The following is a 15,474-nucleotide window of genomic DNA, read 5'->3' as shown; positions in this document are numbered from 1 at the left end:
GCGGGTTCGCCCGCAACCCACACTCTTAAATCCCCACCCCGGAGGAGACCCCCGTGGCACAAGACGTGCTCACCGACCTGAGCAAGGTCCGTAACATCGGCATCATGGCCCACATCGATGCCGGCAAGACCACCACCACCGAGCGCATCCTGTTTTACACGGGTGTGAACCACAAGCTGGGCGAGACCCACGACGGTGGCGCAACGACTGACTGGATGGAGCAGGAGAAGGAGCGCGGCATCACGATCACGTCGGCCGCCGTGACCTGCTTCTGGAACAACAACCAGATCAACATCATCGACACCCCCGGCCACGTTGACTTCACCGTCGAGGTGGAGCGCTCGCTCCGCGTTCTCGACGGCGCTGTCGCTGTGTTCGACGGCAAGGAGGGCGTTGAGCCCCAGTCGGAGACCGTGTGGCGTCAGGCTGACAAGTACGGCGTTCCGCGCATCTGCTTCGTCAACAAGATGGACAAGATGGGCGCTGACTTCTACTTCACCGTAGACACCATCGTCAACCGTCTCGGCGCAAAGCCGCTCGTCATGCAGCTCCCGATCGGCTCGGAGTCTGACTTCATCGGCGTCGTCGACCTGCTGTCGATGAAGGCGTTCGTCTGGGAGGGCGACTCGAAGGGTGACGTTACCCTCGGGGCGAACTACGAGACCCAGGAGATCCCCGCGGACCTCGTCGAGAAGGCGAAGGAGTACCGCGAGAAGCTCGTCGAGACCGTCGCTGAGACCGACGATGCGCTCCTCGAGAAGTTCTTCGGTGGCGAAGAGATCAGCGTTGACGAGATCAAGGCTGGCATCCGCAAGCTCGTCGTCAACAACGAGATCTACCCGGTCTACTGTGGCTCGGCATTCAAGAACCGCGGCATCCAGCCGATGCTCGACGCGGTTGTTGACTTCCTCCCGAACCCGCTCGACGTCGGCGCTATCGAGGCGCACGACCCGCGCGACGAGTCGATCGTTATCGAGCGTCTCCCGAAGGCTGACCAGCCGTTCTCGGCTCTCGCGTTCAAGGTTGCAGTGCACCCGTTCTTCGGTCGCCTCACCTACGTCCGCGTGTACTCGGGCCGCATCGAGTCGGGCGCTCAGGTCATCAACTCGACCAAGGGCAAGAAGGAGCGCATCGGAAAGATCTTCCAGATGCACGCCAACAAGGAGAACCCCGTTGACGACCTCATGGCCGGCAACATCTACGCGGTTATCGGCCTGAAGGACACCACCACCGGTGACACCCTCTCGGATCCGAACAACCAGGTTGTTCTCGAGTCGATGACCTTCCCCGAGCCCGTCATCGAGGTTGCAATCGAGCCGAAGACCAAGGGCGACCAGGAGAAGCTGGGCACCGCGATCCAGAAGCTCGCCGAAGAGGACCCCACGTTCCGCGTGAGCCTCAACGCCGAGACCGGTCAGACCGTTATTGCCGGTATGGGCGAGCTCCACCTCGACATCCTTGTCGATCGCATGAAGCGCGAGTTCAAGGTTGAGGCGAACGTCGGTAAGCCGCAGGTCGCGTACCGCGAGACCATCCGCAAGGCTGTTCCGAAGTACGACTACACCCACAAGAAGCAGACCGGTGGTTCCGGTCAGTTCGCAAAGGTGCAGATCTCGCTCGCGCCGCTCGAGGTCGAGTCGGACAAGGTCTACGAGTTCGAGGACAAGGTGACCGGTGGTCGCGTTCCTCGCGAGTACATCCCGTCGGTCGACGCCGGTATTCAGGACGCCATGCAGTACGGCATCCTCGCTGGCTTCCCCGTCGTGGGCATCAAGGCGCAGCTGCTTGATGGCCAGTACCACGATGTTGACTCGTCTGAGATGGCGTTCAAGATCGCCGGCTCGATGGCCTTCAAGGAGGCCGCACGCATGGCTCAGCCCGTGCTGCTCGAGCCGATGATGGCCGTTGAGGTCCGTACTCCTGAGGAGTACATGGGCGACGTGATCGGCGACCTCAACTCCCGCCGTGGCCAGATCCAGTCGATGGAAGACGCGAGCGGCGTGAAGGTCGTTCGTGCGCTGGTCCCGCTTTCAGAAATGTTCGGGTACATTGGTGATCTCCGGTCGAAGACCAGCGGTCGTGCAGTGTTCTCGATGACCTTCGACTCCTATGCTGAGGTGCCGAAGGCCGTGGCCGATGAGATCGTTCAGAAGGCTAAGGGCGAGTAACATTGCCCCATCGATCGGGGGTCGAGCGTGTCTCGCCCCCGATCACCCGGCTCAGGTCGCGCAGATAGACCAGAGCTTGTAACATAAGTACACACCCTGTGATCGTGCCCTCTCGAAACCGTCAAGAGGGAAAACGGCACATGACTGTCCTGAGGAGGACCATAGTGGCGAAGGCCAAGTTCGAGCGGACCAAGCCGCACGTAAACATCGGAACGATCGGTCACGTTGACCACGGTAAGACCACCCTTACCGCAGCAATCTCGAAGACGCTCGCCGACAAGTACCCGTCGGACACGAACGTCCAGCGTGACTTCGCGACGATTGACTCCGCTCCCGAGGAGCGCCAGCGCGGCATTACCATCAACATCTCGCACGTTGAGTACGAGACCCCGAAGCGTCACTACGCTCACGTTGATGCACCCGGCCACGCTGACTACATCAAGAACATGATCACCGGTGCTGCTCAGATGGACGGCGCGATCCTCGTGGTTGCTGCTACTGACGGCATGATGGCTCAGACCAAGGAGCACATCCTCCTTGCGAAGCAGGTCGGCGTTCCCTACCTCCTCGTTGCGCTCAACAAGTGCGACCAGGTCGACGACGAGGAAATCCTCGAGCTCGTCGAGATGGAGGTCCGCGAGGAGCTCTCGAAGCAGGGTTACCCGGGAGACGACGTCCCCGTCGTCCGCGTTTCGGGCTACCAGGCACTCCAGGGCGAAGAGAAGTGGGTTAACTCCGTTCTCGAGCTCATGGAAGCTGTCGACAACAGCGTTCCGGACCCCGTACGTGACCGTGACAAGCCGTTCCTCATGCCTGTTGAGGACGTCTTCACGATCACCGGCCGTGGCACCGTTGTTACGGGTCGCGCCGAGCGTGGCACGCTGAAGATCAACTCGGAAATCGAGATCGTTGGCCTGCGTCCCACGCAGAAGACCACCGTGACCGGTATCGAGATGTTCCACAAGCAGCTCGACGAGGCATGGGCCGGCGAGAACTGTGGCCTCCTGCTTCGCGGCACCAAGCGCGAGGACGTTGAGCGCGGCCAGGTTATCGTTGCCCCCGGCTCGATCACCCCGCACACCAACTTCGAGGGCACTGCCTACATCCTCAAGAAGGAAGAGGGCGGCCGCCACAACCCGTTCGAGACGAACTACCGTCCGCAGTTCTACTTCCGTACGACTGACGTGACCGGTGTTATCACGCTGCCCGAGGACAAGCCGATGGTTATGCCCGGCGACACCACCGACATGACGGTCGAGCTCATCCAGCCGATCGCTATGGAAGAGGGCCTCGGCTTCGCTATCCGTGAGGGTGGCCGCACCGTTGGCGCCGGCACCGTGACCAAGGTTATTGCCTAAGTCACAGCCGACAGTCTCTGAACTGTAGAAGAACCCCGGAGGGAAACCTCCGGGGTTCTTTGCGTCTCACGGGGCGTGCGTCCCGGGCACAGCCGCCGCCGCGCTATCCTTGAACCTATTCATTCATAACGTTCGGGTCACGCCGGGCGTTTGGGGGCGAGTGCCCACACAGACGAGGAGGGCGCGTGCGGAAGCCTGCGAGCGGTCGGTTTGCACACTTCGTTGAGACCTACGGCGGCCTGTACCTACTTGACGTGATGGCCTGGGCGCTCGGCATCATCATCGCGCTCGTGCTCCGCTTCGACTTCGCGTTCACTCGTATCCACTGGGGCTGGACGCTCGCGGTCATCGGCGTCGCCGCGGCGCTGCAGCTGCTGTTCGGCTGGGTCTTCTGGGTGTATCGCAGCCGCTACCAGGTCGGGAGCTTCGACGAGGTCCGAGCGGTCGTGTTCAACGTCACGGCCGTGACCGCCGTCACGTGGGTGTTCGCGTTCCTCGTGGGCTACGGCAACGGCATTCCGCGAAGCACGCTCGTCATCGCAGCCCCGATCACGTTCTCGGTCATGGGCGTCGCGCGCTACATCATCCGGATCCTCAAGGAGCGCAACCTCAAGCCCGAGCAGGCCGAGCGCGTGCTGCTGTACGGCTCCGGCTATCTGGGGGTGCAGACCGCTAAGCGCCTCCTCACCGATGCGAAGTCAGAGTACCTCCCGGTTGGCTTTCTCGACGACGACCCCGACAAGCGAAACCAAGAGGTCCGCGGCGTCAAGGTGCTTGGCGGCATTCAGGATCTCGCGCCGGCGGTTCGCTCCACCGGTGCGACGGCGATCCTCGTCTGCATCGGGGACGCGGACGCCGGGATGCTGCGCAGGCTCGACGAGGACGCCGACAAGCTCGGTGTCAACGTGATGGTGCTGCCGCCGCTCAACCAGCTGCTCGACAATTCGGCGTCGATCTCGAACGTGCGCGAACTCTCGATTGAGGACATCATCGGCAGGCACCCGGTGCGACTGAGCACCGAGTCGATCGCCGACTACCTGCAGGGCAAGCGCGTGCTCGTCACGGGCGCGGGCGGATCGATCGGCTCGGAGCTCTGCCGGCAGCTCGTGAACTTCGCGCCGAGAGAGCTCATCATGCTTGACCGCGACGAGACGGCCCTGCAGGAGGTCCAGATCTCGATCGCGGGACACGGCCTGCTCGACACGAACGACGTGGTGCTCGCCGATATCCGTGATGCCGAGGCGGTCCGGGAGATCTTCCAGGAGCGCCAGCCCGAGGTCGTGTTCCATGCGGCGGCGCTGAAGCATCTCCCGATGCTCGAGCAGTACCCTGACGAGGCGTGGAAGACGAACGTCGTGGGCACCCTCAACGTGCTCAACGCGGCGCGCTCGGTGAACGTCGGCACCTTCGTGAACATCTCCACGGACAAGGCCGCGAACCCGACGAGCGTGCTTGGCCACTCGAAGCGTGTCGCCGAGAAGCTCACGGGGTGGATGGCCGAGCAGACCGGCGGCCGGTACCTGTCCGTGCGGTTCGGCAACGTCATCGGGAGCCGTGGGTCCATGCTCCCCACATTCCGTAACCTCATCGAGAAGGGCGGGCCCATCACGGTCACCCATCCCGAGGCAACGCGCTTCTTTATGACCATCCCCGAGGCTTCGCAGCTCGTGATTCAGGCTGGCGGCATCGGCCGCCCGGGTGAGGTGCTCATCCTCGACATGGGGGAGCCCGTCCGCATCCTCGACGTCGCGAAGCGCATGATTGCGCAGTCGGGCAAGGACATCGACATCGTGTTCACCGGGCTCCGCCACGGCGAGAAGCTGCACGAGGTGCTCACCGGTGACGGCGAGGGCAACGAGCGCCCCTTCCATCCGAAGATCTCGCACGCCCACATCGGCGTGATCAGCCCGGACATTCTCGACCACGACGGTTGGGTCGCCAGGCTCGACCTCACCAACGAGGCAGAGGGGCGCGTCCAGTGACCGCGACTGTTGGCGTGCTCGCGCTCGTGCTCTCGCTCGCACTGCCGTTCGTGGTGAAACCGCTGCTCGTGAAGCTTGGCGTGATGGATGTCCCGAACGAACGCTCCTCGCACGAGAAGCCTGTGCTTCGCGGGCTCGGTCTCGCGGTGCTGATCGCGGTTGTTGTTGCGGAGGCCGTGGCCGTCGTCGACGACTTTGCGTCGTACGGCGGGAGCTTCTCGTGGAAGATGCTGCTCGTCATTCTGCTGGGTACGCTCGCTTCGGGGCTCCTGGGCCTCGGCGAAGACCTCAGGGGCGTGAGCGTGCCCGTGCGGAGCGCGCTGCTGCTCGTCATCGCGGCGTCGACCTCGGTCGCGCTGATCTGGATTGTGCGTGGCTCGTTCGGGACTGGCCCATACTTCGGCTGGATTGCTTCGCCGGGGATGCCCGACAGCGTGCCGTGGGTGAGCCTCATTCCGGCGTGGGTGCTCGTGCCGCTCGCGGTGTATGGCGTGCTGTTCATCTCGAGCTACATCAACGTCGCAAACTTCATGGACGGGCTCAACGGCATCAGCGGATTGCACGGCGTCATCGCTGGCCTCGCGTTTGCCGCGGCCGGCTACTTCTGGATGGGCGGGGGCTGGCTCACCATCGCAGGCCTCGTGCTCGCCGCAGGGTTCGCAGGCTTCCTGCCCTGGAATCTCACGAAGCCCGGAGCGTTTCTCGGCGATGTCGGCAGCTACCTCCTCGGCGGCGCCGTCGCGGTCACCAGCTTCGCGGCGTTTGTCGCGGGCGTGCCGGTGCTCGCCGCCATTGGCCCCACGATCATCTACTTCGGTGACGTCGGCACGACGCTCGTGAAGCGCGTGCGTGCCGGCCACCAGTGGGATGAGCCGCACAAGGAGCACGCCTACCAGCGGCTTCAGCAGCTCGGCATGTCACACCTCGCGGCCTCGAGCATCAACGCGGCGTTCACGCTCGCCGCGTCGCTGCTCGGGCTGGCATCGATCTTCGTCGCCCCGGTCTGGTGGCTCGCGCTGCTCGTTGGCGGCCTCGCGCTCGTGGTGCTGTACCAGCTCCTGCCGCGCCTCCTTGCACAGAAGTTCGCCGCGTAGTCCAGCTGACTCATAGGATGTCCCTGTGAGTGAGACCAATCGAACCGTTTCAGGGCGCCTCGACGCGCTGCCGTTTACCCGCAAGCACCTTCGCGTGCTCTCGGGGTCGGGGCTCGGTTGGGCGCTCGACGCGATGGACGTCGGCCTCATCTCCTTCATCATCGCCGCCCTCACCCAGCACTGGGGGCTGACTAAGGGCGAGGGCGGGCTCATCGCCTCCGTCGGATTCCTCGGCATGGCCATCGGCGCGAGCCTTGGCGGGCTCCTGGCCGACCGAATCGGCCGCAGGCAGGTCTTCGCCCTCACCCTCCTCATTTACGGCCTCGCGACGGGCGCAAGCGCGCTCGTTGGGGGGCTCGCGCTGCTGCTCATCTTCCGCTTCCTCGTCGGGCTCGGGCTCGGCGCCGAGCTTCCCGTGGCATCCACTTACGTGTCCGAGTTCGCCCCCGCACGCATTCGCGGCCGGATCATCGTGATCCTCGAGGCGTTTTGGGCAGTGGGCTGGACGGCGTCGGCGATCATTGGGTACTTCGTCGTCCCCGCCTCGGAGAACGGCTGGCGATGGGCCTTTGTCATCGGAGCGGTGCCGGCGGTCTACGCGCTCGTCGTCAGGCTCGGCCTTCCCGAGTCCCCGCGCTGGCTGGCCTCGCGCGGACGCATCGCCGAGGCGGAGAAGATCGTCGCCGACTTCGAGGCCTCGCCAGCGCTCGGAGCCGACGCGCAGACGGCAACCCAGCCGGCGGCGCAGCCGGCAACGCCGCCAGAGTCGGCTGCCGCAGCGGCGGTGACCGAGGCGGCCGGCGCGCACTCCGGCGCGCAGGCAGGCGGCGGTGATCGACCGGTCCAGCCAGTCCGCAACCGGCTCGCGGCGATCTGGGCGCCTGAGTACCGCACCCGCACCGCCGCGATTTGGGCCGTGTGGTTCTGCGTGAACTTCGCGTACTACGGTGCGTTCATCTGGATTCCGTCGATCCTCGTCGACGCGGGCTTCGGCCTCGTGCGCTCGTTCGGATTCACGCTGCTCATCACGCTCGCGCAGCTCCCGGGCTACGCTGTGGCGGCCTGGCTCATCGAGAAGTGGGGACGCCGGCTCACGCTGTCGGTGTTCCTCGTCGGTTCCGCAGCGTCAGCAATCGCCTTCGGCACCGCGGAAACGGAGGGGGCGATCATCGCCGCTGGCATGGCGCTGTCGTTCTTCAACCTCGGCGCCTGGGGTGCGCTGTACGCGGTCACCCCAGAGATCTACCCGACGTCCCTCCGCGGCACTGGCGCGGGGTGGGCCGCGGGATTCGGGCGCATCGCGTCGATCGCCGCTCCGCTCCTCGTCCCCGTGATGCTCGCTGCGGGCGGAGCCGGGCTCACGTTCACGGTGTTCGCCGTCTTCTTCCTCGTCGCCGCGGCCGCTGCCTGGGCGCTCGTAGAGTTCCGCGGCAAGGCACTCGACGAGGACTAACTCCCGGAGCCGGGGGCAAGCGAGTCAAGGATCGCCGCGATCCTGCGCGCCCGCGTCTCCTCCCGCTTCGCGCCCGTCACCGCCGCCGCGTGCTCCTTCCGCTGCGTGTAGGGGAGCGCGTCGAACGCCGAACGGGCGCCGGCACGCTTGGCGAGCGCTGACGCCAACTCGGTTGGCACGTCCACCGTGCGCTCAGCAGTGTCGGCGGTGATTGTCGCGGTCACGGTGTCGCCGATCTCCACGCCGAGGGCAGCACGGTTCGCCTTCGAGATCCCGATGACGTACGCGCCGCCCATGCTGGCGACGCGCAGGCGCGCGTTACGGCCGGCGATCTCGACGACGACCGGGGCGCGCTTGCCGCCGCCGAGCTGCGCGAGCTGCTCCTCGGTGAGCGTGATCGCGGTCGCTGGCCCAAACGGTTCGAGGGTGGTCGTGACGGTGAGACTCATGTGCACAAGTATGCACCCAGGGGTGTCAGACGTAGACGGAATCGGATCACGCGTAGATCTCGGTACGGGACCCCGCAGATCGCTCCGGAACCCGTGGGGGAGGGTCGCGCAGCCGGTTGACTCGTATTCGAGGCCAACGCGAATCGACACAGTGACTCGCAGGGCACTCGCTCACACCACCCCCTGAGAAAGGTATCCCCATGGCTACGCAGACATCCACCAAGAAGAAGCTCGCGATCGCTGGCGGTTCGCTCCTGCTGATTGCCGGCGTCACCGTCGGTGGCGCGCTCGTCACCGCGAACAGCACCATCTTCGACAACGTGTTCGACACCAAGATTTCGGACACCACCGCCGACGGCGAGCTCACGGTCACTGGCGCCCCGATGTCGAACACCTTCACGGGCGAGATGGACGGCGAAGCGGTCACCGGGTACTACACGGCAACGAACACCTCGACCAACGCAACCCTCACGGTGACCCTCGCCTCGCAGGTGCAGCCGGGCGGCGTGAACGGCGCCCAGCTCGCCGGGGCGCTCGACACCCGCGTTGCCGTCGAAGGCGGCCCGCTCGTCAGCAGCGGCAAGCTCGCGGACATGCGACTCGATGGCGCAGACTCGTTCGAGCTCGCACCCGGTGAGAGCGCCAAGGTGCGCGTCGACGTGTTCGTCGACGACGCGGCGGCCTTCCACTCGGCTGGCCTCGACGACTCGAAGGTGACGGCGGACTACCTCTTCAACAGCATCGCCAAGAGCAACTAGTACGTACCTGGCACGCACCTAGCGCGTGCCGAGATAATGCAGCGCGGCGCCGAGCAGCCCCCCCCGATTCTGCTCGGCGCCGCGGCGTACCCCCACCTGCGCGCTCACGACGACCCGCACCAGACGAAACGCACTGACCACGACACACACGCTCACCACTCTCCCGGAGGACGACATGCGAAGCATCATTCTGACCCTGCGAACGCTCTCGAGCATCGCGCTTGTGGCACTTGCGGTCCCGTTTCTCTGGGCGGCCGCCAGCGGCGACTACTACATGACCGTCACCGGAGTCTCGATGCGCCCCACCTACGAGGTGGGTGACGTTCTCGTCGTGCAGGCCCCCGCCGGCGACGAGCTTGCCACCCCAGGGACCCCGGTCGTCGTCTCGTTCGCTGCGGGCGACACGTCGGACCAGTACGTGCACCGGGTGGAGACTGTCACCGAGGACGGGGCGATCCTGAAGGGTGACGGTAACGACATCAGCGACCCGCTGCCGGTGACGCAGGAACAGGTGCTCGGCACGCCGCGGTTCGCGCTGCAGGGAACCTGGGCTACCCTCTTCCGGGTCTCGGAACTCTGGGCGGTCCGGCTCATTGTCGGCGCGGTCTTCCTTATCGCGCTGTTCGCGCCGAGCCGGCGCCGGGCACGCCAGGCGGATCCCGCCGCCGCGGTCGCGGTAGCGGCCCCGGTCCCAGCCCCAGCCCCGAACGCGGAGGCTGCGGTGCGCGGTACCGCGTCAGCGCCGCGACACAGCGCGGACCTCACCCCGGCAGGGCACGCGCGATGACACGCCAGCGGATGCTCGCGGCGCTCCTTGCCGGGGGCGCCGCGGTGGCCGCGTGCGGCCTCGCGATCGGCACCCCCGCGCTCGCCGCACCCCGGGCGGGAGGACTCACGGTGACCCCCGCGCGGCAGCTGTTCAACGTGACGCTCCACCCCGGCGAGCAGGCCCGCGCGCTCGCCACGGTGCGCAACGACGCGGCTGAGGATCTCGAACTCGCGCTCACCCCGATCCTGACCGGCGAGTCCGGTGACGGCGCCGGTGCGAGCGCGCTCGTGCTCTCGTCGGAGCGCACGACTGAGTGCTCCGCCGCCGCGATGGCCGGGGCCGACGAAGTCACGCTGGCCGCGGCAATGCCGCTCTCACAGGGCACGATCGGCTCCGGCGACACGATCGACCTCTGCGTGCAGGTGCGTTACCCGGAAGCCCGCGCCGCAGGCAGCGCGGTCTCGGTCGTCGACCTCGCGTTCACCGGTATCGAGCGCAGCCCGTCGACCGGCGGCGGCCTGCCAGGCACGGGCGGCGGGCCGAGCGCCGCCCTCCTGCTCGGCGCGGCCGGCCTCGTCACTGCGGGAGCGGCCTCGCTCCTGCGCCACCCCCGGCGCCCCACCCCTGCGAAGGAGAACTGATGCGCGGTATCCTGCCTGTACTGAATGAACGGGACGGGCGGCCCATGTCGCTACTGCAGCGGGGGCTGCCTCCCTGGCAGCAGGAGGGGGAGCCTGTGTACGCTCGCAACACGGAAGTCCAGCGGATCGTGCGCTACGTGATCGACGGCACCTCGGTGTCCGTGATCGGGCAGCACTGGTCGGGGAGGACCGAACTGCTCAGGCGCGTCGGCGAGGCCCTGCGCGGGATCGGGCTCGCGCTCGTGCAACTGCGCGGCATCGAGCATGCGAGACCGCTCGAAGCTTTCAAGGTCGCGCTGCCCAACCTGCCGGCGAACCGCCGCCCGGACGCCGACCTCTCCGCCGAACTCCCGCGCGCCGTCACCGAGCTGCTCTCGGAGGGGCCGGCGGTGGTGCTCGTCGACGACATCGACCTGCTCGACGAGGCGTCATGGGTGCTGCTCGAGCAGATCCACAAGGCAACCGGCGTGCCCATCGTGGCGACGGCAGAGTCGCGCGGCGACATTGATCCTGACGAGCGCCTGCTCATCAGGATGGCGCAGCCAGTCGTGAAGCTCACGCTCGACGAGCTGCGGCTCGACGCGATCCACGATCTGCTCGAGGAGCGGCTCGGCGACCAGGTCGCGCCCTCGCTGAGCGGCAGGGTCCACATGAAGTCGGGCGGGCTGCCCGGCTACGCCATCGCCTTCGCCGACAGCGCGAAGCGGCGTGCGAAGATTCGCAAGCAGGGCAGCGTGTGGCACGACGGCGCCGACCTGTGGTCTGAGGAACTTGAGGGCGCATTCGAGTCGCTGCTCTACCGGTACCCGGAGGAGATCCGCGAGGCGCTCGAGATGCTCGTCGCGACGGGCCCGCTCGCGGTCGACCAGGCGACAACGCTCGTGGGGCAGGAAGAACTCGAACGCCTCGAGGGGCGCGGGCTTGTCCGTCTCTTCAGCGCCGGCTCCGGCCCGCGGATCACCGTGAACCCGCCCGGCATCAGCGACTACTTCCGGCACCGCGCGCCCTCGGTGCGTGGCATCCGCCTGCGACAGCAGATCGAGGAGGTGCTCGGACCGGAGTTCGGGATCGGGATCGCCGAGCAGCCGCAGGTCCCGCGGCAGTTCGCCGACGTCATCCCGCAGCCCGACATCCCGCTGCTCGCACGGGCGTTCCGCGACGCGTTCGACGCGGACCTCGGCCGCACCTGGAGCAACTGGTCGGAGAGCCCCAGCCCGGGCAACGGCATCGCCGCCCTCGAGCTTCGCCTCACGGGCGACGCGCCGGCCGGCCAGATCGAGGCGATCGTCGCAGAGACCGAGCTCGATGCCGCCGCGCCACTCGAGGCGCTCTACTTCAGGTACCTCCACGCGCGCTGGCTCGTCACGCAGCAGCAGCCGCGCGAGGCCGTCGAGGCGACCCTCGCCGGAACCGGCGACCTCGGCTACCCGGCGGCCATCGAGGCACTGACGATCGGCTTCCACGCGGAGCAGACCGAGATCACCGCGCCCATGCTCGAACGCATCGAGGAGATCGCGGGGCTGCCGGGCGTTGAGGGCGACGTTGGCGGGCTGATCCTGATCGCCATGCACGCCCTCGGCGGGCGCCCGGCGACCGCGCTCGAGCAGTTCGCGAAGCTCCCCAACACCGGCTGGGTGCCTCGGTTCGCCGCCCCGCTGCGCGGACTCGCCCTCGTGACCGCCGGGCGGCCGCAGGAGGCCCTCGAATGGGCCTCGTCGCAGCTGACCGTCGCCCGCGAACGCTTCGACCGTTCGGCCATCGTCGCGCAGGCGTACGTCGCGGTCATGGCGCTGCTCACCATGAGCCGCTACGCCGACGCGACCGCAGCGGGCAGCATCGCCGCGAGCGGCCAGTTCCAGGCCGCGAACCTCCTCTTCGGACCCGACCGCGCGCTCATGAACGCGCTCGCGATCGCCGCACGCAGGAGCGGACGCATCAGCTCGGTCGGCACGCTCATCGAGCGCGGCGCCTCGTACGCCGGCCGGAGCGAGGCAGTCCCGATGGGCGCGATCGGGTTCCCCGCGGCGCTCGTCACCGAGATCGACGGCACCCCCGAGGAGACGAGCGCGAGCTACCGGGCGCTCGCAGGCGCGCTGCGCGAGCGCGGCTACGAGTTCTCCGCCGCGGGCTCAACGATGCTCGCGATGCTGCTCGACTTCAACGTCGACGAGGCCATCGCGGAGCGTGCTCGACTCGAGTACCTCGGCGGCACCGTCTTCCTGGCGTACCTCGACGCGCGCATCGCGCACCACACGCGCGACGCGGCCGGGCTCGTCGAGGCGGCGCGGTGGCTGCGCCGCGAGCACGCGAACGACTCGGCGCTCAAGTACTTCCTCGCGGCAGCGCGGCTCTACCGCGAGGCGGGCGAGGAGGATCGGTCAGCCGAGGTGCGCGAGGAGGTCGCCGCGCTGATGACCTCGGAGGACCCGGCGACCGAGATCGCGCTCACGCAGGTCGAGTCGAGCCTCGGCTTCACCCAGCGCGAGCGCGAGATCATCGACCTCGTCGCCGAGGGGATGAACAACCCGGGCATCGCCGCCGCACTCAGCCTGTCGGTGCGAACCGTCGAAACGCACCTGCGAAACATTCGCCGGAAGTCGGGCGCGCTCGAACGCGAGGAGATCGGCGAGTACGCCACGCACAGGTAGACCTGGCGATACCTTTCGACGGCAAGCGCGCGCGAACCCCGCGCGTGCGTCGAAGGGGACGTAGCCTAGGAGCATGAAGGCTCAGACGGTGTGGCAGGCGCTCATGCTGCCGCCGTGGCAGTTTCTGGCCTCCGGCTGGCCGTGGCGTGCGCTCGCGTTCGTCGTGACGAGTGCGCTGCTCGCGCCGATCCTGATCTCCGTCCTGGTCCCGACGATCCTGCTGCTGCCGTTCTGGGGGATCGCGCTATCGCGGCTCGACCGGCAGCGGCTCGTGCTGCTCGGGCTGCCGCGCCCGCCGAGCGGCCACGTGCCGGTGCCGCGCGGGGAGCGCCAGAACTGGCTCGGCGTGCGCCTCACCGAGCCCGCGACCTGGCGCGAGATGCTCTCTCTGCTGCTCGGCATCGTGTTCGGCGCGGTCTCGCTGGCCGTCGTCGGGGCCGAGGGGCTCGTTGTCGCGGTCGGAGTGGCGCTGTCGAGCATGGCGCTGAACGGCGCGCTCTCGGCGAACCTCTTCGGCGACATCGTGATTGATCTCGGGCCGGAGACCTGGTGGTGGCCGATCCCGGTCATCGCGTTCGCGCTGCTGCTGTTCGGCTACGTGAACGGTCTGCTCGCCGCCCTGCACGGCGGCTGCCTGCGGTGGCTGCTCGCGCCGCGGATCGCAGAGATCGACGAGCGGGTTGCCCGCCTGACCCGGTCGCGAGCGACGCTCGTTGCCGCGAACGAAGCCGAGCGGCGTCGCATCGAACGCGACCTGCACGACGGGGTGCAGCAGGAGCTTGTCGCGATCGCCGCGCGGCTCGGCATCCTCGAACTCGAGCTGCAGCACGGCGACGACGCGGCGCGCATGGCGGCGCTCGAAGCCGCCCAACAGCAGACCGAACGCGCACTCGACTCGTTGCGGAGCACGGTGCGCGGCATCCACCCGGCAGTGCTCTCGGACCACGGGGTGGCCGCGGCGCTCACCGAGCTCGCGTCACGGAGTGCGATGCCGCTCCGAATTGAGGATCGCGGGTTCCCCCGGCTGAGCCCGGCGCGTGAAGCCGCGGCCTACTTCTTCGTCGCGGAGGCGCTCACGAACGCTGCAAAGCACACCTCCGCCTCGGTGGTGCGGGTCGCGCTCGCCGCGGACGACGAGCGCGCCTACGTGATCGCGAGCGACACCGGCCACGGCGGTGTCGACGTCGATCGTGGAACCGGGCTTCGCGGCCTGCGCGAGCGTGCGGATGCGCTCGACGGCGAGCTCGCGATCGACAGCCCGGTTGGGGGTCCGACGCGACTGACGCTGTCCTTCCCGCTGGCGGACGCGGCGCCCCAGCCGTCGGAGAGCGACAGGCGTGCCTTCATCGCTTCGGGCCCGGAACGGAGTGTGGTAGCCGATGCGCATCCTGCTCGCTGACGATGCCGCCCTGCTCCGGGAAGCGCTACAGGCACTGCTCGAGCGCCTTGGCCACGAGGTCGTGGCGACGGCAGGCGATGCCACCGAGCTCGTGGCCGTCTACCGGGCGCTCGAGACCGCGCCAGACCTGGTCGTCACCGACGTGCGAATGCCGCCGACACGCACTGACGACGGCCTGCGGGCGGCGCTCGAGATCCGCGAGCTCGCCCCCGAGCAGCCGGTGCTCGCGCTGTCGCAGTACGTCGCCGACAGGTACGCGCGGGACCTCCTGACGCTTCCGTCAGGCGGGGTCGGGTACCTGCTCAAGGAACGCGTCAACAGGGTCGCCGACTTCGACCAGGCGCTCGTCACCGTCGCCGCCGGCGGCACCATCATCGACCCGGAGGTGACGCGGCACCTGCTTCGGCAGGACCAGCCGGGGCCGCTCGCGGACCTGACGCCGCGCGAGCGTGAGGTGCTCGAGCTCATGGCGAAGGGCGAGTCGAACGCCGGGATCGCGGCGCAGCTCTACGTCAGCGATGCGGCCGTGCGGAAGCACATCGGCAACATCTTCACGCGCCTGGGGCTTCAGCCGAGCGACGAGAACCGACGGGTGCGGGCGATCCTGACGTACCTGCAGGCGGGCTAGCGGGCGGGGGCCGGCTGGGCTGGCCGGGTCCGGCCGGCGCACGGAACTTTCTCTACGGATTGACGTAGTTCGGCCGGGGGAAGTACGTCAATCCGTAGAGAAAGTTGGGCGCTGAAGCTGGGCGTTG

At 67.6% G+C, this 15,474-nt stretch carries 12 protein-coding genes; 11 read left to right on the top strand and 1 reads right to left on the bottom strand.

Annotation, left to right across the window (positions count from 1 at the left end):
- The first annotated feature begins 53 nt into the window (after window positions 1-53).
- The 5 genes from fusA to BJ960_RS11965 all read left to right on the top strand — a co-directional run bounded on the left by fusA (window position 54) and on the right by BJ960_RS11965 (window position 8,055).
- Window positions 54-2,168, top strand: a complete 2,115-nt coding sequence (gene fusA / locus BJ960_RS11985; protein WP_185987446.1) for an elongation factor G — start codon at window positions 54-56, stop codon at window positions 2,166-2,168.
- Window positions 2,169-2,332: 164 nt separating this feature from the next.
- Window positions 2,333-3,526: an elongation factor Tu gene (tuf, locus tag BJ960_RS11980; protein ID WP_121077728.1), complete on the top strand. Its 1,194-nt coding sequence runs from the start codon at window positions 2,333-2,335 to the stop codon at window positions 3,524-3,526.
- 257 nt (window positions 3,527-3,783) lie between these two features.
- Window positions 3,784-5,508 carry a polysaccharide biosynthesis protein gene (locus BJ960_RS11975; protein WP_185988278.1) on the top strand — a complete coding sequence of 575 codons (1,725 nt, stop codon included), beginning with the start codon at window positions 3,784-3,786 and terminating at the stop codon, window positions 5,506-5,508.
- Window positions 5,505-6,602, top strand: coding sequence for an MraY family glycosyltransferase (locus BJ960_RS11970; protein ID WP_307814588.1), 1,098 nt, complete (start codon window positions 5,505-5,507; stop codon window positions 6,600-6,602). Before BJ960_RS11975 ends, BJ960_RS11970 begins: the two co-directional genes overlap by 4 nt.
- A gap of 25 nt (window positions 6,603-6,627) precedes the next feature.
- Complete coding sequence (locus BJ960_RS11965) at window positions 6,628-8,055, top strand: MFS transporter (RefSeq protein ID WP_185987445.1); 1,428 nt, start codon at window positions 6,628-6,630, stop codon at window positions 8,053-8,055.
- Here the strand turns inward: BJ960_RS11965 and BJ960_RS11960 are convergent.
- Complete coding sequence (locus BJ960_RS11960) at window positions 8,052-8,504, bottom strand: YdeI/OmpD-associated family protein (RefSeq protein WP_185987444.1); 453 nt, start codon at window positions 8,502-8,504, stop codon at window positions 8,052-8,054. The two genes, BJ960_RS11965 and BJ960_RS11960, sit on opposite strands and share 4 nt — an antisense overlap.
- A gap of 200 nt (window positions 8,505-8,704) precedes the next feature.
- Here BJ960_RS11960 and BJ960_RS11955 point away from each other — a divergent pair, with 200 nt between their 5' ends.
- The 6 genes from BJ960_RS11955 to BJ960_RS11930 all read left to right on the top strand — a co-directional run bounded on the left by BJ960_RS11955 (window position 8,705) and on the right by BJ960_RS11930 (window position 15,347).
- Window positions 8,705-9,262 (top strand): hypothetical protein, encoded by a 558-nt coding sequence (locus tag BJ960_RS11955; protein WP_185987443.1) that lies wholly within the window; start codon window positions 8,705-8,707, stop codon window positions 9,260-9,262.
- A gap of 175 nt (window positions 9,263-9,437) precedes the next feature.
- Window positions 9,438-10,049 carry a S24 family peptidase gene (locus BJ960_RS11950; RefSeq protein ID WP_185987442.1) on the top strand — a complete coding sequence of 204 codons (612 nt, stop codon included), beginning with the start codon at window positions 9,438-9,440 and terminating at the stop codon, window positions 10,047-10,049.
- Window positions 10,046-10,672, top strand: coding sequence for a hypothetical protein (locus BJ960_RS11945; RefSeq protein ID WP_185987441.1), 627 nt, complete (start codon window positions 10,046-10,048; stop codon window positions 10,670-10,672). Before BJ960_RS11950 ends, BJ960_RS11945 begins: the two co-directional genes overlap by 4 nt.
- A 95-nt stretch (window positions 10,673-10,767) precedes the next feature.
- Window positions 10,768-13,320, top strand: coding sequence for a helix-turn-helix transcriptional regulator (locus BJ960_RS17220; RefSeq protein WP_185987440.1), 2,553 nt, complete (start codon window positions 10,768-10,770; stop codon window positions 13,318-13,320).
- A gap of 73 nt (window positions 13,321-13,393) precedes the next feature.
- A complete protein-coding gene (locus tag BJ960_RS11935; protein ID WP_185987439.1) occupies window positions 13,394-14,719 on the top strand; it encodes a sensor histidine kinase in 1,326 nt (441 codons plus the stop codon).
- The gene (locus tag BJ960_RS11930; protein ID WP_185987438.1) at window positions 14,700-15,347 is read left to right on the top strand and encodes a response regulator; all 648 of its coding nucleotides are present in this window, start codon (window positions 14,700-14,702) and stop codon (window positions 15,345-15,347) included. The genes BJ960_RS11935 and BJ960_RS11930 overlap by 20 nt, the downstream gene beginning before the upstream one ends.
- Window positions 15,348-15,474: the final 127 nt, after the last annotated feature.

The sequence above is a fragment of the Leucobacter aridicollis genome (assembly GCF_013409595.1).
GTDB classification, from domain to species: domain Bacteria; phylum Actinomycetota; class Actinomycetes; order Actinomycetales; family Microbacteriaceae; genus Leucobacter; species Leucobacter aridicollis.
This window is presented reverse-complemented; position numbering and strand designations above follow the sequence as displayed.

Coding starts and splice junctions, on each gene's coding strand:
- BJ960_RS11975 (WP_185988278.1), top strand. CDS start 3,784: ATGGCCTGGGCGCTCGGCATCATCATCGCGCTCGTGCTCCGCTTCGAC.
- BJ960_RS11960 (WP_185987444.1), bottom strand. CDS start 8,504: ATGAGTCTCACCGTCACGACCACCCTCGAACCGTTTGGGCCAGCGACC.
- BJ960_RS11955 (WP_185987443.1), top strand. CDS start 8,705: ATGGCTACGCAGACATCCACCAAGAAGAAGCTCGCGATCGCTGGCGGT.
- BJ960_RS11950 (WP_185987442.1), top strand. CDS start 9,438: ATGCGAAGCATCATTCTGACCCTGCGAACGCTCTCGAGCATCGCGCTT.
- BJ960_RS11945 (WP_185987441.1), top strand. CDS start 10,046: ATGACACGCCAGCGGATGCTCGCGGCGCTCCTTGCCGGGGGCGCCGCG.
- BJ960_RS11935 (WP_185987439.1), top strand. CDS start 13,394: ATGAAGGCTCAGACGGTGTGGCAGGCGCTCATGCTGCCGCCGTGGCAG.
- BJ960_RS11930 (WP_185987438.1), top strand. CDS start 14,700: ATGCGCATCCTGCTCGCTGACGATGCCGCCCTGCTCCGGGAAGCGCTA.